Annotated in this window: 22 protein-coding genes; 11 read left to right on the top strand and 11 right to left on the bottom strand. The window is 52.1% G+C overall.

Annotated features, from left to right (window positions below; all coding sequences use genetic code 11):
• Positions 1–3 precede the first annotated feature (3 nt).
• Complete coding sequence (locus V6D20_06610; protein HEY9815458.1) at positions 4–909, top strand: hypothetical protein; 906 nt, start codon at positions 4–6, stop codon at positions 907–909.
• A gap of 33 nt (positions 910–942) precedes the next feature.
• Here the strand turns inward: V6D20_06610 and V6D20_06605 are convergent, their stop codons facing one another.
• Positions 943–1,065, bottom strand: a complete 123-nt coding sequence (locus tag V6D20_06605) for a hypothetical protein (GenBank protein HEY9815457.1) — start codon at positions 1,063–1,065, stop codon at positions 943–945.
• A 68-nt stretch (positions 1,066–1,133) separates the two neighbouring features.
• Positions 1,134–1,280, bottom strand: coding sequence for a hypothetical protein (locus tag V6D20_06600; GenBank protein ID HEY9815456.1), 147 nt, complete (start codon positions 1,278–1,280; stop codon positions 1,134–1,136).
• On the opposite strand from V6D20_06600, the gene V6D20_06595 reads away from it, so the two are divergent.
• Positions 1,264–2,034, top strand: a complete 771-nt coding sequence (locus V6D20_06595) for a CAP domain-containing protein (GenBank protein ID HEY9815455.1) — start codon at positions 1,264–1,266, stop codon at positions 2,032–2,034. The two genes, V6D20_06600 and V6D20_06595, sit on opposite strands and share 17 nt — an antisense overlap.
• 679 nt (positions 2,035–2,713) lie before the next feature.
• On the opposite strand, the gene V6D20_06590 is transcribed toward V6D20_06595, so the two are convergent.
• A complete protein-coding gene (locus V6D20_06590) occupies positions 2,714–3,199 on the bottom strand; it encodes a hypothetical protein (GenBank protein HEY9815454.1) in 486 nt (161 codons plus the stop codon).
• Positions 3,200–3,539: 340 nt separating this feature from the next.
• A complete protein-coding gene (locus V6D20_06585) occupies positions 3,540–4,481 on the bottom strand; it encodes a glycosyltransferase (GenBank protein ID HEY9815453.1) in 942 nt (313 codons plus the stop codon).
• 280 nt (positions 4,482–4,761) lie between these two features.
• On the opposite strand from V6D20_06585, the gene V6D20_06580 reads away from it, so the two are divergent.
• Positions 4,762–5,163 carry a RidA family protein gene (locus V6D20_06580; protein HEY9815452.1) on the top strand — a complete coding sequence of 134 codons (402 nt, stop codon included), beginning with the start codon at positions 4,762–4,764 and terminating at the stop codon, positions 5,161–5,163.
• Positions 5,164–5,166: 3 nt separating this feature from the next.
• On the opposite strand, the gene V6D20_06575 is transcribed toward V6D20_06580, so the two are convergent.
• Positions 5,167–5,988, bottom strand: a complete 822-nt coding sequence (locus V6D20_06575; protein HEY9815451.1) for a CAP domain-containing protein — start codon at positions 5,986–5,988, stop codon at positions 5,167–5,169.
• A 393-nt stretch (positions 5,989–6,381) separates the two neighbouring features.
• On the opposite strand from V6D20_06575, the gene V6D20_06570 reads away from it, so the two are divergent.
• Positions 6,382–7,029 (top strand): class I SAM-dependent methyltransferase, encoded by a 648-nt coding sequence (locus V6D20_06570; GenBank protein HEY9815450.1) that lies wholly within the window; start codon positions 6,382–6,384, stop codon positions 7,027–7,029.
• A gap of 184 nt (positions 7,030–7,213) precedes the next feature.
• Positions 7,214–7,357 carry a chlorophyll a/b-binding protein gene (locus tag V6D20_06565; protein ID HEY9815449.1) on the top strand — a complete coding sequence of 48 codons (144 nt, stop codon included), beginning with the start codon at positions 7,214–7,216 and terminating at the stop codon, positions 7,355–7,357.
• A 167-nt stretch (positions 7,358–7,524) separates the two neighbouring features.
• Here V6D20_06565 and V6D20_06560 read toward each other — a convergent pair whose 3' ends face one another.
• The gene (locus V6D20_06560) at positions 7,525–8,871 is read right to left on the bottom strand and encodes a hypothetical protein (protein ID HEY9815448.1); all 1,347 of its coding nucleotides are present in this window, start codon (positions 8,869–8,871) and stop codon (positions 7,525–7,527) included.
• 482 nt (positions 8,872–9,353) lie between these two features.
• Here V6D20_06560 and ftsE point away from each other — a divergent pair, with 482 nt between their 5' ends.
• On the top strand, positions 9,354–10,133 hold the full coding sequence (ftsE, locus tag V6D20_06555) for a cell division ATP-binding protein FtsE (protein HEY9815447.1): 780 nt from the start codon (positions 9,354–9,356) through the stop codon (positions 10,131–10,133).
• A 229-nt stretch (positions 10,134–10,362) separates the two neighbouring features.
• On the opposite strand, the gene V6D20_06550 is transcribed toward ftsE, so the two are convergent.
• A complete protein-coding gene (locus V6D20_06550) occupies positions 10,363–10,791 on the bottom strand; it encodes a hypothetical protein (GenBank protein HEY9815446.1) in 429 nt (142 codons plus the stop codon).
• A 380-nt stretch (positions 10,792–11,171) separates the two neighbouring features.
• On the opposite strand from V6D20_06550, the gene V6D20_06545 reads away from it, so the two are divergent.
• Complete coding sequence (locus tag V6D20_06545; GenBank protein ID HEY9815445.1) at positions 11,172–11,669, top strand: ureidoglycolate lyase; 498 nt, start codon at positions 11,172–11,174, stop codon at positions 11,667–11,669.
• A 178-nt stretch (positions 11,670–11,847) separates the two neighbouring features.
• Here V6D20_06545 and V6D20_06540 read toward each other — a convergent pair whose 3' ends face one another.
• Complete coding sequence (locus V6D20_06540; protein ID HEY9815444.1) at positions 11,848–13,449, bottom strand: NAD(P)H-quinone oxidoreductase subunit 4; 1,602 nt, start codon at positions 13,447–13,449, stop codon at positions 11,848–11,850.
• Between the two features lie 723 nt (positions 13,450–14,172).
• The gene (locus tag V6D20_06535; GenBank protein ID HEY9815443.1) at positions 14,173–14,889 is read right to left on the bottom strand and encodes a COP23 domain-containing protein; all 717 of its coding nucleotides are present in this window, start codon (positions 14,887–14,889) and stop codon (positions 14,173–14,175) included.
• A 296-nt stretch (positions 14,890–15,185) separates the two neighbouring features.
• On the opposite strand from V6D20_06535, the gene V6D20_06530 reads away from it, so the two are divergent.
• Complete coding sequence (locus V6D20_06530; GenBank protein ID HEY9815442.1) at positions 15,186–15,731, top strand: hypothetical protein; 546 nt, start codon at positions 15,186–15,188, stop codon at positions 15,729–15,731.
• A 19-nt stretch (positions 15,732–15,750) separates the two neighbouring features.
• On the opposite strand, the gene V6D20_06525 is transcribed toward V6D20_06530, so the two are convergent.
• Positions 15,751–16,200 (bottom strand): transcriptional repressor, encoded by a 450-nt coding sequence (locus V6D20_06525; protein ID HEY9815441.1) that lies wholly within the window; start codon positions 16,198–16,200, stop codon positions 15,751–15,753.
• A 222-nt stretch (positions 16,201–16,422) separates the two neighbouring features.
• Entirely contained in the window at positions 16,423–17,571 is a 1,149-nt protein-coding gene (locus V6D20_06520) for a quinone-dependent dihydroorotate dehydrogenase (GenBank protein ID HEY9815440.1), read from the bottom strand.
• A gap of 749 nt (positions 17,572–18,320) precedes the next feature.
• Between V6D20_06520 and V6D20_06515 the strand changes: the two genes are divergently transcribed.
• From V6D20_06515 to V6D20_06505, 3 genes are all read left to right on the top strand, one after another.
• Entirely contained in the window at positions 18,321–21,092 is a 2,772-nt protein-coding gene (locus tag V6D20_06515) for a GAF domain-containing protein (protein HEY9815439.1), read from the top strand.
• Positions 21,093–21,145: 53 nt separating this feature from the next.
• The gene (locus tag V6D20_06510; GenBank protein ID HEY9815438.1) at positions 21,146–21,502 is read left to right on the top strand and encodes a hypothetical protein; all 357 of its coding nucleotides are present in this window, start codon (positions 21,146–21,148) and stop codon (positions 21,500–21,502) included.
• Positions 21,503–21,721: 219 nt separating this feature from the next.
• The gene (locus tag V6D20_06505) at positions 21,722–22,099 is read left to right on the top strand and encodes a hypothetical protein (GenBank protein HEY9815437.1); all 378 of its coding nucleotides are present in this window, start codon (positions 21,722–21,724) and stop codon (positions 22,097–22,099) included.
• The last annotated feature ends 81 nt before the right edge of the window (positions 22,100–22,180 follow it).

Below are 22,180 nucleotides of genomic sequence, written 5' to 3'. Positions count from 1 at the left end.
GGTATGAGTCCATTGTCATTACCGCGCTGGCGGCAGTATCAGCGGCAGCAATACCCCTTCATGCCCCACATCAGCTTGAGTGGAATGATAGGGTTAGCGGCAGTGGGCTATGCAGCCCTCCTGCGATCGCAGATCGGGATGGTAGACCTACCGCTTGCCGTCTTTATTATGGCGGGGATATCCACGGTGTTGCTGTTCCTTCAAGGCCAGATTGCCACTGATCTGCGGGAGAAGCGCTGGCGGCCTGAGGGGGTGCTCACTCGGCAAGAACTGGAAATGCTGGGGGTGGGTAGCGGCTGCATTCAGCTCGGGCTGGCGATCGCCTCTGGCAGCACCATGGTTGGGTTTCTCATCGGCATTTGGGTCTATTTAGGACTGATGCGCTACGACTTTTTTGTGCCTCAATGGTTGGGCGATCGCCCCCTACTACGGCTTGGCGGCCATCAGATGATCATGCCGCTAATTGTGGCCTATGGGGCAGCCTTTGAGGGATGGCGACCCTTCATATCGGAGGCCGAGCCGCTGCACTGGTTGCTGTTCATGAGTTTCTTTGCTGGTATGGTGCTAGAGCTTGGGCAAAGTCTTGGTACACCGGAGGGCGATCGTGTTCCCATAGAGTCACCCTCCGCATCCATCTGGACAGGGCAATCGGGGGCGATCGCTTGGTTGACGGTGCTGTGGCTGACAGCCTTCAGTGGCTTGATGGCCGCAAGGGCGATCGCCTTTGTCTCCCCCGTGGCGCTGGTGGTAGCCCTAGGCTTGCTGGGGGGCGTTAGCATGATATGGCGATTTTTGGCGCATCCAGGCGTAGCACGATGGTTATCCCCCGCTGCCCAGGTTTGGTTGATCGGTCTTTACGGATGTTTAGGTCTGGTGCCCTGGGGTATGACCTTCATGGATAGGGGGTAATTTCGGACGCTTTTAGGTTTAGTATGAGCCATCCTAAGGTAAGCCATCCTCAATCGTGGGGGCGATCGCATAACGTTCCGTAACATCATGGGGGCGATCGCATAACGTGACACCCATCAGACCGAATAGATCTTGAACCCATAATCTTGAACCCATAGAGATCTTGAGCCGTCTAGTTCTGAATTGCGACTCACAACGTTGTATTTGTATAAAGCCATTCAGGGTTAGCCCAGGGCATCCATCAGGGATCGGTGGGCCATCCATTTTCTACCCATGCACTCTACATTGACCTTGCCCTTCAGCTCATCCACGACGGCGAGGGCGATCGCCGCTTCACTGTAAAGGACAACTGCAATGACAGACTTTGGCAATACCTTAAACTCTGCTACTCCGGTGAGAGTGAGCAATGGATCCAATACTTTTTCTAATAGTATTGGTGGCGCAGATAGTGATGACTTTCTAAGAATCAACCTCAGGAATCCCCAGCGCATGATCCTGAGCCTCAATCGCTCTCGGGCAGATGTGGAGATTATTCAAGATAAGAACAACAACAGGCGTCTGGATCCAGGCGAAATTTTGGCCAGCTCTCGGGCAACAGGGCTCACCGCAGAGCGGATCCAGCTCAATCGCCTTAATGCTGGTGTCTACTATCTTCGGGTGACCTCAGACGGTACGGGTTCCTCAAACTATCGGCTGACCGCATCGGTGGCTCAGGCAAGACGGCTCACTCAGGCGGAGCAGATTTGGAATATGGTCAATCAGCGACGGCAGGGGCAGGGCTTGCCTGCACTGGCTCTCAACACGCAGCTCAATTCCTCTGCTCAGCTTCATTCCAACAATATGGCCGTTCAGGACTTTTTTGATCACACCGATCACCTTGGTCGTGGGTCACGCGATCGCATTGAAGCGGCGCGCTATAGTCCCTGGTATTCGGGCGAGAATATTGCAGCGGGCAATTCAACGGCGCTGGATACGATGAACCAATGGATGAATAGCTCTGGGCACCGGGCTAATATTCTAAGCGTGAACTACACCGAAATTGGGGTGGGTTATCGCTATCTCAGCAGTGACACGGGCTCTGTGAACTATAGCCACTACTGGACACAGAACTTCGGAAGCTATTAGACTTAATCGGAATCAGGAAAAGAAATCAAGTCTTAGCCTGAAACCGATTGATCGTATGGTTATCACATCCATTTAGCTGTCGAGCAACTCATGACCGATAAGGTCTATGAAAATCACGGCTCCACCGTCAACATTGCCTGTCGCTGACCATGGTTAGGGACGTTGCTGAATCGCAAGATGATTGGTGCTAAGGACCCGTGAACGAGACGCTCACACGACCTTGATGGTAAATGAGTTGGGGGTGTGAGCATCTTGCTCCCGTTCTGATTTCATGGCCTCATTCAGCAACGCACCTCCTCTCTTGGAAACTCACGTTTCTATGGACGTTTGCGTCATGCATCGTTTTCAGACGTAGACATAAAAATGGGTTGTTTCTCCCGCGCCGCAGCCCGATCAAAACAACCCGATCACCCTAACGTGAGTTCGACTGGTGTACGCTTCGTCACCCTGAACGGGGCAACGTATAGCAGACAGGCTGGGACAGATCAGCCCGAAGGTCGTGTCCGCTGTAGGGTGCTGTTAGGCGAAGCCGTAACGCACCGTTGTATGAGGCTTGAATGCGTTACGCTATCGCTTTAGCGAAGCCATGCCGGAGGCTATACGCATTCTACTAGTACTACCCATCTATAGAGTTCTCTACTAATAACGTCATCGAACTCAGGTTACCCTAGGGCAATCCCTAACCTTGAGCATAATCCTCTAGGTGGCGAGTGATGCCATCCACCATGCTTTCATCAGCATTGAAGGTTTGATCTACGGCTGCTTCAACGCGCTTCACGGTTTCATCCGACACTCCCAATAACTCGACCAATTTTTGATAGGCGATCGCCTCTTCTTCATTGATCTTGTCTTCCCCAGGCGATCGGGAACTACAGCAAATCACTTCATAGCCCAATCGCAGCACCAGTTCTTTATCTTCATCGGTCTGGATTTTAGGCGTAAGTTCAGCCAAGGGAATATTTTGTGTGACATATTCCTGTAGCTCTTGGCGAAGCTGGCGCTGCTGGGGCGCATCATCAGCGAAAATACCGCTGAGTTGATCCAGCATGATCTCCACTTCCTCCTGGGCCAAGCTGCCATCAGACCAAGCCATGGATGCCGCAATGCGGAGAATATTCATCTGACGAGGCGTAATCGGCGGCGGTGGTGGGGGTTGCAAAGCCATAGGTGTTCTCCCAAATGTATGATCGACATCCCAACGATCTATGAACAACGATCCAATGCCTCAATCCCTTGGACAGAAGTCAGCATAGCTGCCATAGACCTATGGGCCTAGGCTATCACGGGAATTTAAGGCGGAGACAATTGCTTAAGCTTCTTATTGATCTGTTGCATTGAGCCAGCCCTGCCAGTAGCCTCATGATCTAGCGACCGAGCATCGGGAGGCTATCACAATGGAGCCGGCATTCATGGCAGGGCAGCTTCACTTCACATTCATGTCCATCATGGTTGGCGCTCAAGATAGCGATCGCCCCTCTTCATATCCTGCCTAGAAATGAGAAAGGCTAACGATGGGGGTGCAGATCGGCATAGGCAGAGTACACACCTTGAACGTTGTACCAGTTGAGAAAAATCCGAGCGATTTCCAACGCGAGCTGGGACTTGCCTCGACGGATCAGCCACGACAGCAGCGGAGCAAGGGTGCGTTCATTCAATAAACCGCCGAGGGACAGTAATCCCCACAGAATCCGATGCAAAATCGTCATCTGGATCATCATGCGTACATCCCATGTGGGATGCTTTCGATAAAACACCACCCCCATGCGTCCGCGCTGAATTTCTCGATCAATCAGTGCCGGTACTTCTTCTAGGGAGAAGGGAGGATGCCAGTGATAGCCCACCGCATCCGGGCATTTAATGAGCCGCAGACCAAGCTTTTTCAGCCGCACCCCGAGCTCCAAGTCTTCCCAGCCATAGAGCTGAAACTCAGTGTCAAAGAGCCCTGCGGCCTCTAACCAATGCCGGGCGATCGCCACGTTGCCTGTGGCAAAGTAGGCATTGGAAAAGTCTGTGACCTTATAGGATGCTGACGTAGGCTGCTCAAAATTGCAGGTATTGATCACTGCACCATAGGTAAACAGGCGATCGCTGCCTAGATCTCGATAGCCTTGCTGTAATCCCCGAGCATGGGCGAGTAAAAAGCGATCGGTGACCACCAAATCGCTATCAATAAAAATAATCGTATCGCCCTTGGCATGGGCAACGCCTAGGTTGCGAGCGGCGGCAGGCCCTTGGTGCTGCTGCTGCACTAATCGCACATGGGGTAAGTGGTGGGCTTGCTGGGTCATCCAAGCAATCGTTGAATCTGTCGATCCATCGTCTACCACTACCACCTCATAGCCCTGAATACCTGACTCAGGGGTGAAACGCTGATGTTCTAGTGCCAATAGACACTTGGCAAGAATCGGCTGGCGGTTATAGGTGGGAATTACGATGCTAAAAAACACGGCGTCTCTACTTGTACAACTGAACTTGGTTAATTCAATGACCCAATCTTTCCAGCTTAACTTTAGTATGCCTTGCCCAGCATCAAGCGATCGCCTAGGTTGCAATCAGCGATCGCCTACCCTTGGGGGTTTTAGGGTCTACAGGAAAGCGCTGCTAGCCTGCTACAGTGCAACAGGGCAGATTTAAATCGTCCAATCCATACCCTGGGAGCTCATCAACAGGGTCATCGGTGGGATGAAGCGATCGCCCCATCCACTTGCCATGGTCAATGAGGGATCTATGCTCGAATTCATCACGCTTCCCGATCATCAACTGCCGCCGCCCGCTCCCTACTCCCATGCCGTTCGCGCTGGCGATTTTTTGTTTGTGACTGGACAGTTAGCTGAAGATCCAGTTAGCGGAGATATCAGCCGTGGGCCCATTGAAGATCAAACCCGGCGCGTCATGGAAAACCTGAAGCTGGTGTTGACCCATGCCCAGACTGGATTTGATCGAGTGGTCTCGGCACGTATTTTTCTCACTGACATGCGCGACTATCCGATCGTCAACGATATCTACGCCTCCTACTTCAAGAGCGATCGCCTTCCCTGCCGCACCACTGTAGGGGTTTTAGGGCTAGCAGGTCAGGGCAATGTGGAGATTGACCTGATTGTTTACTGTGCAGATGAACCAGATGCGTAACGCTTAGCGTTCAGGGTATCGGGACGAAGGAATGGAGGGATTGACCGAGACGCTAGCTGGGGTACCAAAGGATTGAGACCAGTAATGCTGGAAGGTATAACGCCCCGGATCGTTGCGTAGGTAAACATAACCTACACCAATTTCTTGCACCTGATAGGCCAATAAATTTGCCCGATGCCCTGGGCTACTAATCCATCCCTGTAAAGCCCCAGCGGCAGTGTTATAGCCGCCCGCCAGATTTTCCGCTGCCTCAGAATAGTCATAGTCCGCTGCTCGAATGCGATCCCAGGGGGAAGAACCATCTGCGCCTTCGTGACTAAATACATCGTTGACGGCCATGTGGCGGGCATACTGCTGAGCAGCTCTGCTCAGTTGGGTATTTACGGCTAGGGGAAGCTGCCCCTGCTGCATCCGGTAGGCATTGGTCTTCTGCACGACTTGATATTGCTTGCTCGTGCGGTTCGTGGCTGGGGCCGAAAGCAGCAGGCGATAGCGCGTACGTTGGCCATCCGGCACCACCCTTAGGTAGTAAGCTCCGGGCTCCAGTCCAACAATTGTGATTCTATCAACTTGGCGACCCGTAGCTCGGGAACTAGCAACCACTTCCCCTGGATCGATGCTGCCATCACGGTTGCGATCGCGGATTAGTTCCAAATCAGCATTGGCCCGCAGCCCTCCCAAGCTTGCCCGAAAGCGGCTTTTAGGCAACCGAAAACGGTAGAGATCATGGGACGCATTCGGCCGCAGCACCCCCCGTATATCTTGATTCTGCCTAGCCAGCGGGACGAGCTGAGATGGATTGAGAGATTGATGAGCATCAGTCATCGTGACTTACCTTTGAACTCAAACGATTCTGTAAACCAAACAAACCGTGACAGTTCTAATCCTCGGCTACTGAAACTATCACGGACGAGTAGAAACTGGCCGTAGCCAGCCATGAGCAGCCGGCAATCTGTAGATGTAGGTCTGGTTGAGACATGGCCTAGACAACCTTCACACCTAGGCACGTCTCCCGAAGGTCTGGATGTCTTACCCCATGGGACTAGAGCTATGGCTTGAAGCCAATCGTGATAATAGATAGCGGTTCATGCTCCTAAACCTACTGATGAAGAAAGCATGAAGGGAGTTCCAAAGATTCGCGATCGCACCCTTCATATTTCGTCATTCTTTGTAGACTGGAGAAAACAATTCTTAACTCCTTACACCCCCACCTAAACCATGCTGCTCAATACCGATCAGCGAGCCAAGCTCGATCCATCCGACGACAGGCTGTTTTACGAGCAGCCTCGCCTTGTTACCCATGTTGACGAAGGGTTTATCCAGCAACTCACGGACCTCTATCGCGATCGCCTACAGCCCAACACCCGAATTTTAGATTTGATGAGCAGTTGGGTCTCCCATCTGCCGGATGAGATGCACTTTGAGCATGTGGAAGGGCATGGCATGAATGCTCAAGAACTCGATCGCAATCCTCGCCTCAACCATTACTTCCTGCAAAATCTCAACCAAAATCAACACCTGCCGCTGCCCGACCAGTCGTTTGACGCCGTTTTGAACACGGTCTCCGTGCAGTATTTGCAATACCCTGAAGCTGTTTTTGCAGAGATCTACCGCATTCTCAAGCCGGGTGGGCTATGCATCATCAGCTTTTCCAATCGCATGTTCTACCAAAAAGCGATCCAAGCCTGGCGCGATGGCACCGAAGAAAGTCGGGTTGACCTTGTGCAGCATTACGTGAACGCTATTCCTGGCTTTAGCCCCCCAGAGGTGATCACCCGTTCGTCCAACTTGCCCATGCTGCTGCAACTGTTGGGAATGCCGGGAGGCGATCCGTTTTATGCCATCATCACCTCCCGTGTTGCCTAAGTAGTCCATCAAGGTAGACATCTGGCAGGATCACGAAACACTCCATCCCTTTGCCATCATCTATTCTGGCGACTCTCTATGACCACCCAAGGAATTTATAGAGCAGAAAGATTCCTCAAAGTCCCCCAAAAATGTAAATAGACTGTAATATTAAGATACAAAGCTTTACAGAGGGGTACCCGTTATGGAAAACCAAGAACCGAAGTTTGGCTTCACCACGTTCGCAGAAACCTGGAATGGTCGTCTGGCTATGTTAGGTTTCGTTCTCGCTATTGCAGGCGAGTTGCTGACGGGGCAAGGTCTTCTAGCCCAAATGGGCTTGCTATAAGCTCGTTATTTTGAACTAAATTCAACCTCATCGTGAAGGTGAAATCTCCCTAAATATTGATCCTCAGTCGCAAGGCTGAGTTTTTTTTGCTTGTTTTACTGATCAGCAGCCCAAGCATAACCATAGGGGCAAGCGGCTGCCCCTATGGTTATTTTGAACAATTGCGATTAGGAACCTGATTGATCTAGACGCTTTTGCCACTCCGCATCCAGCTTGGCACTGTTGTCTGCCTCTTGATCGAGCAAGTCTTGCTCTGTGGTGTAGGCCAGATTGTCGCGACTGACAATGCTTTGGGCTGCAAACTGGCGGGCATAGTCCATCTTCTGCTGCAGTTCGTCACCGCCTTGGTTGAGAGCGATCGCTTGCTGTTGCCGGCGTTCGTTACGAGCTTCTACCTTGCTATTTCTCCCCTTCAGCCACAAGTAGCGAATTAGAGGAATGCCCAGAAACGCAGTTCCGTAGGCAAACAAGAAGGGAAAGAGGCCATTCACCAGCACCACCAATCCCCCCAGTTCTGCCACCAGGGCCTGATCCTGTAGCAGGGCAGCCAGCACAATAGCCAACACAAAGTTTAGTCCACCCAACCCAGCCGCCATGGTCAGTTGCCCTTGGGTAGCAGCACTGAACTTCCAGGGCAGCTCCTTTAAATAGGCAGGGACAGCTTTTGAGCTACGCTTTTCGGCGCTCACCTGCAGATCGGGGAAGTGGTAGACGATATGCCCTTCAGGACTCACCTGAGGTCTGCCGTTATAGCGGGTGAGGACAGGCAGCATGTAGCTTTCATACTCGCGATCGTAGCCCTCGCCCACATCATCGAGATAGGGTGCAATTTGCTCTGCAACCACAGCCCCTTGGTTGTTGCGAATCACGGTGGCGATCGCCTGCCAGCGACGTTCTTCTAGGTCTGCATTGGGATCTCCATCGCCAAACAAGAAGGAAAACACCGACTCCAGAAAGTTCATCTCAGAGTCTGACTTGGGCGATCGCCCCGGCTGTGATGGTCGGGCTTGGCGATAATGCCGCTGCCGGCCATAGCCAGGACTAAAGACCCAAAATAGATCAGGGAAATAGAACAGCCGGAAGGGTAAAAAGAGAAGCCCCCCACCGGATCCGCCACGACGGCTGTTGTTGTTTTCACCCTCACGATTGGAGAATGTGATGGCCAACACGATGACCAAGATGGTCAGCGCAATCAGGACAATCGAGACGATTAGCAAAACCCCAAAGGAAATACGAATCAGGTAGAACAAGACACCCCAAATCTTGTCCCAGAGTTCTTGAACCCGCAACCGCCAGTATTTGTTTCGTAAAACCGTACGAAAGTTTTTAGGAAACTGGTAGGCTACCTCTCCCGCATCGGATACTTGCAGATGCCCTCCCGTTTCTGAGGCCAAGGTCAACAGACCTCGCTCTGCAGTCGAGATATTAATCCCAGCCTGAGAGGCAATATCTCCCACCGTGGCGCGATATTCCAGTTTTTCAACGGCCTGCATGACAGCAGAATCTAAGGCCATGCGCGTTCCCCTTGCTATAGTCTATGGGTGTTGCTGACAACTGCCGGGAAACCTGTACTGTTTTCCACCGAAAACGCAGTTATTCAGCACAACTACTTCTAGTATAGGAGCGTGACTTTAGGATGCAGGGGAGAAATAGTAGGCTATTCTTTGGAGAGAAACCCGGCCTATCCAAGCTAACTCTGGTCTAGATCAGGGAATTCTTCACTTGTAGCGCCGCAATCTATGCCGATCCTAGGCGCTGGAGGGTGAAGAACGAAGCACCTTCTACGGACAAACCTCCACCTTCTCAGTGCCATTCATTAAATAATCTAGCGATCGCCTTTCAAACTACGCTAGTCTAGCCTTCAATAGGGAGGGGGGCATAGATGAGCTGCCAACTCTACCTATAGGGTTTAACCGGGTGCTCTAGTTGACGACCTTCATATTTTTCTGCTTGAGTTGTCTCATTCGCGTACAATCCGCCTATCAAGAGTAACGTTATGGTTCATGTCTCTGTTGAGCGTCCTAGTGCGGCACCGATTCCAACCGCGACACCTCATGCTTCCGCCTCTCCAGTGACCCCACCTCCACGGCAAGCTCCCAACCGAGCTAAGCCCTTGGTAGAACTACAGCAAGTGACAAAGGTCTACGCCAACGGTAGCCGTGCCCTGCGAGATGTGAGCTTGCAGATTCGCCCCGGCGACTTCCTGTTTGTCACCGGCCCTTCAGGGTCTGGGAAATCTACACTTCTCAAATTGCTCTACGGGGCAGAGCGTCCATCGAGTGGACAAGTCTTTGTCGAGAACCATAACTTGCTCAACGTCCATGGCAATCATCTCTCTCAACTGCGGCGACGCATTGGGGTGGTCTTCCAAGACTACAAGCTGATTCCTCGACGCACCGTATCGGAAAATGTTGCCTTTGTGCTGTGGGCGCAGGGGTTCACCCGCAAAGAAATCCACCGACGACTCATTCCCACGCTTAAGATGGTAGGACTGCAGGACAAGGCTCAATGTTTCCCAGATGAACTCTCGGGGGGCGAGCAGCAGCGGGTGAGCATTGCCCGCGCTATTGTTGGCACGCCACCGCTACTCCTAGCCGACGAACCCACGGGAAATCTTGACCCAGATAATTCTTGGCAAGTCATCAAAATTTTAAAAAAGTTGAATTCAATCGGCATTACCGTCGTTGTAACTACTCACAACGAACAGTTGGTGAGAATGTCAAACCATCCGGTGGTGCAGCTACGGGATGGCCACCTGTACTCTGTGCGTTCCTAGTCTTCTGAGGCGGAAAGTGGCCCTGTCGTGGGGCACTCGTGTTGCTTGGCGTTCCCTGGCTCCAGAGGGGCTAGGGAACGCGCGGGTGGTTGTGGCTTTCTCTCTTCGGGAGATGTTCCACGTTGGCGTAGCCTGTCCTTAGGACAAACGACGTCGCTCAGCCAATAAGTTCTTGGAATGACAACATCCTCAGCCAGCGGAGTTCTTGGGCTGAGGATGTCTTGGGGGACTAGCTAGCCTGCTCATTATGCATGAGGCGATCGCGGATTCCTTGCAGATGATTGTGATTATTGATGGGATGCCGAGGCGCAGGAATCTCGGTGTTTGGCCACATCGGTAGATCGTTGCAGGGGCAGGACAGATCGGCGGTCGTGCCTACTGCGGCCATGGGAACCGGCATCTGACAACGAGCGCAGGGGACGATATCCCAGCGATCGCTCAAGAGTTGATGAATCGTGTGGGTGGTGCCATCGAGATAGCAGTCGCCGCTATCGGCAGCCATAATCCGCTGCCAGCATTGTTCAAAATCATCGCTGTAGCGATCGCCCTGGATCACTGACACAGGCAGTAGAGATTCTTGTCCGTTATGGATCCAGACCTTTTTGCCTAACTGAAACCAATAGGCCAAATACTGGCGAACATCGTGTTGGGATGCCATGTCTAAAACGAATTGAGACGAACTGTTGCTGGAGTGAACCATCATACTTCCTAGGTGAGGACTAGCTGCGGCTGAACGATCAGAGCGATACACCAAATCCGCCATTGTGGGGGGGCGGGAGTCTCAACATGGTGGCAGAAGCGACGTCCCATCTCCATGATTGACCTCATGCTGTTGAAAAACCAAGATGCTTCCGTCTTGGCTAAGCCACGGAAACGTTCATCTATGAATATCAACCGAATAGTTTCATCCTAGCGGCGATCGCTCATGATCAACAGGCTAGAATCCTTAGCTAACATTAAGACTTAGAAGAGGTTGGGGAAAGCGATCGCGCCTTCCTGCCCATCTTTTCATCCAACGACGCTACTGAAGGAACATCCATGCCTGAGTCCTCCAATTTGGTGCAGCTACCCGTCCAGTCTATTACGGTAGACAACTTTGCCCCCTTTGGCCAACTCATTTTGCCCACTGAAGACGGTAAACCTTTTGATGCAGACGATGCTCAACTGCACCTCAGCAACGGCATTCCCCGGTTCTACATCATGCGGCTAGAGCATCGGGGGCTCACGTTTTCGCGCATCACTCGTCACCAAGGCTGCACGCAATGCCTAGGATCTCTAGAAGGAAAGTCCTGGATGATCGCCGTGGCTCCTCCCGGATCGGCTAACAAACCAGCGATCGCTGATATCCAAGCCTTTCAGATTCCAGGTAACTGTTTTATCAAGCTGCATGTAGGCACGTGGCATGCCGGCCCCTATTTCCAAGAGCCGACGGTGGATTTCTACAACCTAGAACTTAGCGACACCAATAGTGTTGACCACGAAACCTGTAACCTCACCAGCAGCTACGGCGTGGAATGTCAGTTAGCGATCGCCTGACCTCCTGCCGACGCTCACCCTAGTCCGAGGGTGTGGATGGCTCTAGCTCGTCACAACCAGCGCAATTAAAAGGGGAGTAGGCCCATGGCCCGCTCCCCTTTTGATGATCTTTAGTTGAATGCGTATCCGGGCAGATAGTATCGAGAACCCAGATAGTTGGAGAGCCTATCCCAGAGCCCTAACGGCTGAGTGTTGCTAACTCTTTGGTTTCTGCACCAAAGATGGGTGGAGCCACAAACCGAGGTGCTTGCAACTGGAAGGGCTGTTCCGCAACGGTTGGCAGATTGCCACGCAGTTGAGCCATCACAGCTTCCGTTTTCACGTCATAGGTTTGGGTTGCCAGCTTAGGATAGACGCCAATACCAATGATGGGCACCAGCAAACAAGCGGCGATGAAGGCTTCCCGAGGCTTGATGTCAAACAGTTTCATGTCCGATAGCTTGACGCTTTCCTCACCGTAGAATACCTGACGCAGCATGGAGAGCAGGTAGATGGGAGACAGAATCACGCCCACAGCAGCAAGCAGGACGATCGCCGCCTTAAAGGTGACGCCATAGGCATCGCTGGTGGTGAAGCCAAGGAATACGGTCAGTTCTCCCACAAATCCACTCATACCCGGCAGGGCAAGGGAGGCTAGAGAACCAGCAGTGAACAGGGCAAAGACGGTGGGCATTTGCTTGGCCATGCCACCCATCTCGTCCATGGCCAAGGTGTGGGTGCGATCGTAGGCAACACCAGACAGGAAGAAGAGTGTGGCAGCAATCAAACCATGGGACACCATTTGCAGAACTGCACCGCTCAACCCCAAGGTATTGAAGGAGGCGATACCAATCAAGACAAATCCCATGTGAGCAATGGACGAGTAAGCCATGCGGCGCTTGAGATTGGTCTGAGCAAAGGCGGTGAGTGAGGCGTAGATGATACTAATGACGCCTAAGATGGCTAGGAATGGAGCGAAGTAGGTGTGGGCATTGGGCAACATCTCCATGTTCATGCGGATGAGACCGTAGCCAGCCATTTTCAGTAAGACCCCAGCCAAAATCATGGAAACCGGTGCAGGTGCTTCACTGTGAGCATCGGGCAACCAGGTGTGGAAGGGGAAAATAGGTAGCTTGACGCCAAAGGCAATCAGCAGGGCAGCATAGAGCGAAAGTTCGAAGGGCAGAGAGTAGTCTTTTGCTGCTAGGGTTTGCAGATCAAAGCTGGTGACATCACCGTAGAAGGCCATGGCGAACGCTGCCATGAGGATGAATAGAGAGCCGACGGCGGTGTAAAGAATAAACTTGGTAGCGGCATAGAGGCGACGCTTTCCGCCCCAAATTGCAATCAGCAAGTAGACCGGTACCAGTTCCAGCTCCCACATGATGAAGAACATCAACATGTCTTGAGCTACAAACACCCCAATCTGGGCGCTAAAAACCACTAATAATGAAACAAAATATAACCGAGGTTTGTGGGTCACATTCCATGACGCCAAGATAGCTAGCGTCGTGACCAAACCCGACAGAATCACGAGGGGCATGGACAAACCATCCACTGCCACAGACCAGTTCAAACCAACTTGGGAAACCCAGGTATAGCTTTCAACCAATTGGTACTCGGGGTTGTGCAGGTCGTAGTGCGCCCAGAAGGTGTAGAGCATGAGGGCGAACTCAACGAGGCCAACGCCTAGCGTGTACCAACGCAGGGTTTTACCATTTTGATCCGGAATGATAGGAATCGGCAGCGCCGCTATCAGCGGGAAGAGAATTAAGGCGGTTAGCCAGGGAAATTGTGTCATTGTGAGAGCGTCCCTAAAAGCAGTTGAATGGACTTGTCGCGCAACGTTCTATGTTGAACCATCACAGAAGAGGCGGTTTCTCAAGCTGCAAGACTCTGGGTGTAGCTGCGATCGCGGGCTTTCCAGGTTGGGAAGCTCTACGGGGCTGGTGAATACCAAGATCAGAGCCTTGTAAGCAGTTCCTAGATAGAAAGTTGGCTAGGTGGACTAAGACGTCCGTAGCAGGTATCTCGCTAAGTTGAAGAGTGAGAATTTCTACCTATCGATATAATACCCTCTTTTATTAAGTTAATTAAACTTGGATGTTGGAATATTTAGAGTTTTCTATTGTCTTTACGTAGATCTGGACGATTCATACTAAAAATGGCGTATGATGTAGCCCGCAAATTGCTTGTTATATCAAGATTTGAGGGCGATCGCCCCTGATATCTCTTCAGCGCTCATGCTCTGCAATGTCATGACTTCATAGAATGAGCACCTACTTGCCCAAACCTACTTGCCCAACATCACAGAACGTAAATTCAGGGTTGTTAGGAGCCATGATCGAGACAGGCCAAAAAAAATCAGGAGCGATCGCTCCTGATAGGTGAATTTGGTATTGGATGGTGCATCTGTTCTAGAAAGAGCAGGTAGCATCAAGAACCATAGTGACGTCGTATCCAACAAAGCAAGCAGAGTATTGGTCAATCCACACCTCTTGCCCTAGGACAGGAGGTGCCCAATCTAGCGGAACCGATCCGGATTGAGGCTAGGGGCATTGCTAGGCACCAGTTGGTTGCCGGTACCGCCATCCGAGGGATCTAAGAAAGGACGCAGGTTAATGGCGTCTGAAGAGCGGCGAGACGGCATGTTGATGCCAGGGATTGAAGGCAGATTCAGCTCGTTGGCCAGATCACCCAGTACATCTAGATCGTTGCCGGTGAACGTTGTAACGGCGTCAGTTTGTTGACCACTATCGGCTACCGTCAAGCTCTCAAACACGCGATCGCGGGTGACCCGAGCATCCTGTCCGGGGGGCACCGTCAGCACAATCCGACAGTCGGAATTTTGCTGCGTGGTGACGCAGACGATGTCGTAGTCATTTTCAACGCTGGTGCGCATTTCCAGCAAACCATCGGGGCGATAAGACTCTAGCCGACGGCTGATTTCAGTACAGCGGCGTTCAGGTGTCCAGCCGCCTCCCAGGGCAGTCGGCTTAGCCCAGGGATAGGATTCACCGGGCTGGCTTTGGGGGTAGTACATCACCACGTATTCCCCGTCTATATACTGACAGGCAAAACGGGCATCAGCGGGGGCAGGGGACACAGTTTCAGACTCAGTCTGAGCGAAACTTGGTAGGGCGATCGCTCCACCCAGGGACAACACGGCTCCCATGACTACGGCACCCGCGCGGATGCCCATACGGCGTTGGCTAGATTCTTGAGAGGTTGGCGGTAGCATCACAGGTGATTTCTCCAGCAGATATAAACAGTGTGAGGTATGGTTGAGCACGTACAGGCTAGGAGGTTCATGTCTAGACGACGAACACCCTAAAATAGCTTGGGCTTCTTCCTATAGGTGGCTTGACGTGCCGTCAGGATAAAAGTTTCAGAAAAATTTTCGCCGCCTATCTCGTGATCAGTTGAGTTGTTCAACAGGATAATGTTACATGTAACCTTGGGTATGTGAGCCTTACCTAGGGTTCTGAATCCCCATCGAGCCACTCATACACCATTGTTACGACCCAATCACGCCTGATGCCAGCCGAACAAACTTTATTATTTCTTGACATTCAAGGAGTTCTGAGCATTCCCAACCAGCCGATCGCTCAGCCCTATGCCCAGGATGTAGCGGCTCCCTGGGGGGCAGTGCGTGGATCGAAGGAACTCATTTCAGCGATCGCTTGGGCTGAGTGGATTGCCCCCTTATGGATCTCATCCTTTGGTGCCCAGGCGCTGCTGTGGAATGACTGGGCCAAAACCCAGCGATGGGCGATCGCCTATCCGCTCTCAGATCACCAATCAGCCCAAGCTGCCGCCGCCTTTCCCAACGCGAAACAGGATGCCAAATGCTTAGCAGCCCGTTGGTGTAGCCGTCGATGGCCCCATCGAATTGTGTGGATTGAAGATGGCTTCTCGGCGATCGCTAAGGCCTGGGCAACAGAAAATCCTAAGCTGCAGTTGGTCAGCACCTGTCCCTTTGAAGCGCGCTCCAGCAGCGATCGCACGGGATTAGCTGAATGGAATATTGAAAAGATTCGCGCGGCTCTCTCGCTAGAAACGCTGATTCCCGTCGATCCATAAACCCAGATTTAAAGCAGGCTTAGACCGGAATGAGCGATCGCTGGCAAGCAGGGCAAATAGCGTGAATGGTGAGCTGGCAGTCTAGTAAGTGATAGCCATTCTTATCAGCCGTCTTCACCCCTGACCGGAGGATTGAGTCGTTTTTAAACTCAATGGTTTGATTGCAGCGTACACAGATCAGGTGATGATGGTGGTAGGGAGCAGGCTGGTTGAGTTCGTAGTGCTTATGACCTTCAGCCAGTTCCAGCTCTCGCAGGATGCCCATGCGGGCCATCAGCTTCAAGGTGCGATAAATCGTCGCTAGGCTAATATTCTCGCCCTGAGCGTGCAAACGATTGTACAGATCTTCCGCACTAAGGTGTTTCCCCTTGGCTAGGTTTTGAAAGGCTTGGAGGATGGTCTCTCGCTGGGGAGTCATGCGCCATCCCCGGTGATTGAGTTCGGCCTTGAGTGAGGATGCAGTATACATAGGACTTAGAGTACCTGAAAATTCTCAATAGCATAGCCTTAATGTGAATCTTAAACGATTCTGACGATATTTGCAACAACCCGCCACTATTGCGAACAATTCTCTATTTAACACAAAACCCTTACTTTCAGGTATCGGAAGCAAGGGTTTTAATCTATGAACTGTGATCCATCTATCGAGGGAGACCGTCGTGATGTCGAGGTGTTCAGGGATGAACATCTATCAAGCCGGGCCACTCCCGATCGCATCCTGAATATGCTTCATGCCCTGCTCTTCTAGACGCTGTACCAGTCCTTCCAGGATACTGCGCACCATACCCGGCCCTTCATAGACTAACCCGGTGTAGGCCTGCACTAAACTGGCCCCCGCCGTGATCTTGTCCCAGGCATCGGCGGCGGTGAAAATGCCGCCCACGCCAATGATCGGCAGACTACCCTGGGTTTGTTGGGCGATGAAGCGAATCACCTCGGTGGAGCGCGATCGCAGCGGTGCGCCACTGATGCCGCCAGCTTCTTGAGCGACTGGATTGCCCGTTTTGGCAATCACCTGGGTCTTGAGACCGTCGCGCTGAATGGTGGTATTGGTGGCGATAATACCCGCCAGTTTATAGGTTAACGACAAATCTACGACGGCAGCGATCGCGTCCCAGTCTAAATCCGGTGCAATTTTCACTAGGATTGGCTTTTGCTGTTGATTTTCCTCCGAGAGCGCCTGCAGAATTCCCGTGAGCTGTTCTGTAGACTGTAGCGATCGCAGTCCCGGCGTATTGGGTGACGACACGTTGACCACAAAGTAGCGACCCAGATCCTTCAGCAACCGAAAACTTTGGCGATAGTCTTCCGCTGCATCATCTAAGTCTGTGATTTTTGACTTGCCTAGATTGATGCCCAAGGGGATGGGGCAGTCTCTTTCACCCCAAGCAGCTTGCAACCGCTGGGCTAAGGCCGCGGCACCCTGGTTATTAAACCCCATGCGGTTCAACACCGCTTCGTCTTGCACCAGCCGAAACAGGCGGGGTTGAGGATTGCCAGGTTGGGCATGGAAGGTGACCGTTCCCAGTTCAGCAAACCCAAACCCCAAGCTAGACCAAATGCCCGTTGCGATCCCATCCTTATCAAACCCTGCCGCGAGACCCACGGGATTGGCAAAAGAAATCCCCCACAGAGATTGCTCTAGGGCGGGATGCTGGTAGGTATAGTTGTCTTGTAATTGGTGCTGAATCAAGCGAGCGATCGCCATTGCCGAGGCGGGATCGGTCTGGGCCTGGCTTAGCCAACCGAGGAGCTTTAGAGTAGACTCGTGGAGCCATTCAGGATCAGATACTATCCTAGAGAATAAAAGTGGGCGTAAGCCAGTGCGGTAAAGGTTCACAGTTCACTACAGGAGACAGTTCGGGTCACGATGCGGGCATACTTGGAACAACCGTCAGTATACAAGGATAGCCGCATCAGGAGATCGGGCGATCGCCTACCCAACCGCCCGCCCAATTGCTCAACTGTCATCCTAGGGATAACCCTAGAGACCGGTCTACATTTTGTAGCACAACCACCATGACCACCCCAGCAATTCACGGTAGCTTTAGTAACAGACTAGGATGGATGTCTCTACGCAGATGGTCTCATCTACAGGATTTAGGGATACCTCATGGTTGACGATTCATCAGGATAGTGGCGAAACCCGCGTAGAATGCTGACAATGAGGGAGAGCGATCGCGCAAGCAGCTATGGGCGTCTAGTTTTCATCCAAGTCTGCATACTCATCTGCATACCAGATGCCAGCACCAGGGAGTTTAGGGATGTTCACAATACATTGAACCAAGAACACCCACCAACGTTGGAAACCCATCTATAGTTATGCAGCATTATGCAGACAAGCCGACGTTGTTTTAGGACTTGCCCAACTAGGTTGATCCAGGGTTCGTCCCACCCAACTAGGTTGATCCAGGGTTCGTCCCATGCATACGCCACGGGGCATCCTCAATAGTTCATCCTGAATAACATCCATCACCATGTAGTCAACTATGTTCATCATGACTGATAGCCACATCATGCCTGAGGGATGCTCTAAACATCGTGTCCTTGATGTCAGGGCCATCCCAACCTGAAGGGGAGTTCATATCCATGGGTTCGCAAAAAGATCTATCCGATTATGAGCGCCAACTAGTCGCACTCGGTCGCGCCTTGCAGTCACTCCGGGAGCAAGACAGTCTGGAGGGGCTAGCTCAGGCTGCTTTGGACTATTTGCGATCTGAATTTCAGTATGCGCTGATCTGGATTGGTCTCTATCACCAGGTAGGACACACTATGCAGGGCTGTGCAGGGCTGATGCCATCGGCGGCGGCGGCTCCCTTCCTCCAGCAAAGACTAGAGCTGCAGCCCGGTGACTTGTTAGAGCAGGTGGTGATCCAGCAGCGTCCGGTGGGGGTGCCCGATCTACGGGAAGAAACCAGGGCGGGGCAGTGGCGCACCATTGCTCAACAGCATAATATTCAAGGCACGGTCATTTTTCCGATTCGTCATCGCGATCGCTGCCTAGGGGTGACCATTCTTGGATCCAACCTGTGGGGCGTTTCTCCCCAGGCGGAAGAAAAGGCACGACTTTCGATGGTGTTGGGTGAGCTGGCCCTCGCAATCCATCACATTGAGGCTGAACAGATTCGTCAACAGGTGAAGCGCCCAGCCGAACCCCTTTTCCATCTTTTAAATCACCTGCGATCGCTGCCCACCCTCCAAGAGCGGCTCGATGCCGTCGTTGAAGCCACCCATCAGTTTATTGGGCTTGACCGCACCAATATTTACTGGTTTGAACCCCAGCGCTATGAATTTTGGCAGCGAGCCAGCCGCCCGGATCGCGGTGTCATTTCCCGAGACATGCGAGCGATCGCTCCCATTCCCGTTGAAGACGTCAGTGCTTTCTATCAAGCCCTCATGGCTGATCAAACGATCGCCATCGGTGAAGCCAACGGCACCCTCAAGGCTGATTTAACTGGCCGGCTGATGCAGCGTATCCAGGCGCGATCGCTCCTCGCCACGCCGATCCTATTTCAAAACCAACTCCTAGGTTTTCTATCCGTAGAAAGCCAGAAAGCCCATATCTGGACAGAGCAAGAAAAAAGCTACCTGCAGGCCGCTGCCCAGATTGCGGCAATCACAGCTCCCCTAGAAACCCTAGAAACCACCCTAGAGCAAGTCAAAAACGATCAACTCCTCACCGCCGAACTCACCCGCGCCATCTACAGTGAGGACGACTGGACGAAAACCCTGCATGATGCAGCCGAACAAATTTCCCGGCGCTTAAAAACCCAGTGGTTTTTGGTATTGCTCTATAATCCAGACCAGGAAAAGTTTGAGGTTTGCTACCAGCACCAGGCACCCCACTGCCCTTCCTTGCCAGCCTTCCTAGAGCGTCTCAACCAAGTTGACTGGCAAATGCTAGAGCGCAGTACCGAGGCGGTCAGCATTGAGAACCTCTCCGATGACCTGAAACTCATGGCCTGGCGGGAAGTTTTGCTGACCGCCGGTGTGCAATCTGTCCTCGTTTGCAACACGGCAGTAGATAATCCTCTGGAAGGAGTGGTGATGGTGGGTAACGAATCCACCCGCACCTGGGGACGAGATGAACGGGAGCTGATGCGGGTGGTAAGTCGGCAAGTGGGCCTAATTCTCCACCAATGGCAGCTACAGCGCCAAACTGAACAGCAGCAAAAAGCCTACCAGACCATTCAATGGGGTCTGGCCGCTATGCAACAGATCCATGATCTGGAGCAGCTAGAGCAGGCCGCTATGCAGCAAATGGCCAACGTATTGCAAGTGCCGTTGGCAGCCCTAATTACGTGGCTGCCGGGACGTAAGGACGCTCAGATCTCTGCGGCAGCGGTGGGTAACAATCACTATGTCCTCAACGCGGATAAAAAAATCAAAATCCATACGGATTTACTGGTGCAGTGGGCTCTGAAGTCCGACAGCGTTGTTTCTATTAGCAGCAATGAGTTTTCTGTAGAAACACGCCAATGGCTGAGCGGCTCAGAAATTGGACAGGTGTTGGTGATGGCTCTGCGCACCTCCCCCAATCATGAACCCACTGGCGTGGCCCTAGTGGCCGACTGCTTCGATCGCTACTGGCTAGAACGACAGCTTGATGCCTTTAGTAGCTTGGTCGGTCAGCTCGCTTGGTCACGACGCTACCTCTTGCTCACCAAAACCTTAAATAATCAACGAGAGGCCCTAGAACGCCTCAACTGGTATAAGCAACGTCGCATTGAAGAAATTTATCGTACCTTGGGTGTAGGTATTAAACGCCTCAACGACCTTAGCCATCAAAAAGATGCCCTCGCCAGTATGCGGTATCACCAAATTCTGCGGCAGCTTGGCAACACCCTTTCTTCCATGGTGCCGGTGCTGAAATATGAGCAATGGCAACTGCGTACAGAGGTAGAAACAACGCCTCTGCCTACCCTCCTGCGCCGTGCCCTAGAGCGAGTGGATCATCTGATTAAGCAACGCCAGCTCTGGTCTCAGGTTCATAACGAGGAAACGCTAACCGTGGGGGGAGATATTGGCAAAATTGAGTTTGTCCTCCATGAGATTTTACTCTTTGCCTGTCGGCGATCGCCCAATAGTGGACGACTCGATATTTGGTGTCGCCCCTTGGATGCCCAATGGCTGGAGCTATCGATTACAGACAATGGCGTAATTGAACCGCGATTGGTGGAAGAGCTGCACATAGGGCGATCGCAGGATCTCCTCATGCCCTCCACCCTCGACTATCCGCCAGGACTCCATCTGGCCATCTGTCAGTCATTAATGGAAACTGTTGGAGGTGAATTCACGCTCTTTAAGCTAGAAGATGAGCGCGTGCTGAGTCGCTTGATTATTCCCATCGTCCCTAGTTAAACAATAGTTTACCTAAAGCTCTGAAGCCACGTATGAAGGGATTCATTCAATACTTGCAGGCGATCAAGCCAGGAAAGATGGTTCTCTGGTGTTATTTGATTTGGTATGGCGTAACGGTTTTCTTCTATTTCGATCCATCACCTAAGATCTGGGTGAATTCGGTGGGTATCAGTGCTGTGGTGGGCACTGGTTTATTGTTAAGCGTTTCCTCTGGCAAGCGCGATCCTTGGCAGACCTTCAGGCTCTATCTGATGCCGTTTTGCGTCTCCAGCTTTGCTGCCCTAATTAAAGACCAAGGATTTATTGTATTTATCTCACCCAATATCCATGAAACACTGGTGTCTGTTCTGGGATGCTTCTTATTTCTGGCGATGGTTCTAATCGTCAAAGCTAGGCGTCATCGAGCATGAGTTTCAAGAGAATTGCGATCGCTCCCCTCTATGAACCGACATGTCATGAACAAAAGCGATCGCCTTTGCTGTTTCGTAGAACATCACCTTTGCTGTTTATCGCTCCACCCCGTCACTTAAGGTTGTGTAAGGGGGCGATCGCTTCTGAAACTGAACACAGTACAATCTAAAAGACCCGCCACTGATGGATGGCTTTGCTGGACGTTGGAGATGAACGGAATGTCTAGAACAGCACTGGAGCTAACCCCCGATCAACAAAAGCAGTATCGTCCAGCGCAGCGTTGGCAAGGAGAACCAGCAACAGAGCGCTTTCGGGCAGCGTGGGAGTTGGTTCCTCATTTGGCAACGGTGTTGCGAGAACAGTTTGGGGCAAGTCGGGTTATCGTCTTTGGATCTTTAGTACAAGCCACGACCTTTACAGATTGGTCAGATATTGATTTAGCAGTTTGGGGAATTCCGGCTCGTTGTTTCTACAAAGCGGTTGGAGTATTGAACGAATTACACCCAGAATTTAGGGTCGATTTAGTTGATCCGGAATCTGCTTCCTGTCGGGATTCGGTGCGTCGAGCGATTGATGCAATGGGGATCGAACTTTGAGCAATGGATTACCAGAACTGGCGCAACGTCTCGTCAACGAATTGGATGAGTTGGCACAGATGGTCGAGCGGGTACAGTCTG

It is taken from the genome of Candidatus Obscuribacterales bacterium, assembly GCA_036703605.1.
GTDB lineage: Bacteria > Cyanobacteriota > Cyanobacteriia > RECH01 > RECH01 > RECH01.
This window is presented reverse-complemented; position numbering and strand designations above follow the sequence as displayed.

Excerpts from the sequence above, each read along its gene's own strand:
- V6D20_06530 (HEY9815442.1), top strand. The coding sequence starts at position 15,186 with ATGCCAGCCGAACAAACTTTATTATTTCTTGACATTCAAGGAGTTCTG.
- V6D20_06575 (HEY9815451.1), bottom strand. The coding sequence starts at position 5,988 with ATGACTGATGCTCATCAATCTCTCAATCCATCTCAGCTCGTCCCGCTG.
- V6D20_06570 (HEY9815450.1), top strand. The coding sequence starts at position 6,382 with ATGCTGCTCAATACCGATCAGCGAGCCAAGCTCGATCCATCCGACGAC.
- V6D20_06505 (HEY9815437.1), top strand. The coding sequence starts at position 21,722 with ATGTCTAGAACAGCACTGGAGCTAACCCCCGATCAACAAAAGCAGTAT.
- V6D20_06535 (HEY9815443.1), bottom strand. The coding sequence starts at position 14,889 with ATGCTACCGCCAACCTCTCAAGAATCTAGCCAACGCCGTATGGGCATC.
- V6D20_06545 (HEY9815445.1), top strand. The coding sequence starts at position 11,172 with ATGCCTGAGTCCTCCAATTTGGTGCAGCTACCCGTCCAGTCTATTACG.
- V6D20_06605 (HEY9815457.1), bottom strand. The coding sequence starts at position 1,065 with ATGGGTTCAAGATTATGGGTTCAAGATCTATTCGGTCTGATGGGTGTC.
- V6D20_06540 (HEY9815444.1), bottom strand. The coding sequence starts at position 13,449 with ATGACACAATTTCCCTGGCTAACCGCCTTAATTCTCTTCCCGCTGATA.
- V6D20_06560 (HEY9815448.1), bottom strand. The coding sequence starts at position 8,871 with ATGGCCTTAGATTCTGCTGTCATGCAGGCCGTTGAAAAACTGGAATAT.
- V6D20_06590 (HEY9815454.1), bottom strand. The coding sequence starts at position 3,199 with ATGGCTTTGCAACCCCCACCACCGCCGCCGATTACGCCTCGTCAGATG.
- V6D20_06565 (HEY9815449.1), top strand. The coding sequence starts at position 7,214 with ATGGAAAACCAAGAACCGAAGTTTGGCTTCACCACGTTCGCAGAAACC.
- V6D20_06580 (HEY9815452.1), top strand. The coding sequence starts at position 4,762 with ATGCTCGAATTCATCACGCTTCCCGATCATCAACTGCCGCCGCCCGCT.
- V6D20_06610 (HEY9815458.1), top strand. The coding sequence starts at position 4 with ATGAGTCCATTGTCATTACCGCGCTGGCGGCAGTATCAGCGGCAGCAA.
- V6D20_06595 (HEY9815455.1), top strand. The coding sequence starts at position 1,264 with ATGACAGACTTTGGCAATACCTTAAACTCTGCTACTCCGGTGAGAGTG.
- ftsE (HEY9815447.1), top strand. The coding sequence starts at position 9,354 with ATGGTTCATGTCTCTGTTGAGCGTCCTAGTGCGGCACCGATTCCAACC.
- V6D20_06525 (HEY9815441.1), bottom strand. The coding sequence starts at position 16,200 with ATGTATACTGCATCCTCACTCAAGGCCGAACTCAATCACCGGGGATGG.
- V6D20_06550 (HEY9815446.1), bottom strand. The coding sequence starts at position 10,791 with ATGGCATCCCAACACGATGTTCGCCAGTATTTGGCCTATTGGTTTCAG.
- V6D20_06515 (HEY9815439.1), top strand. The coding sequence starts at position 18,321 with ATGGGTTCGCAAAAAGATCTATCCGATTATGAGCGCCAACTAGTCGCA.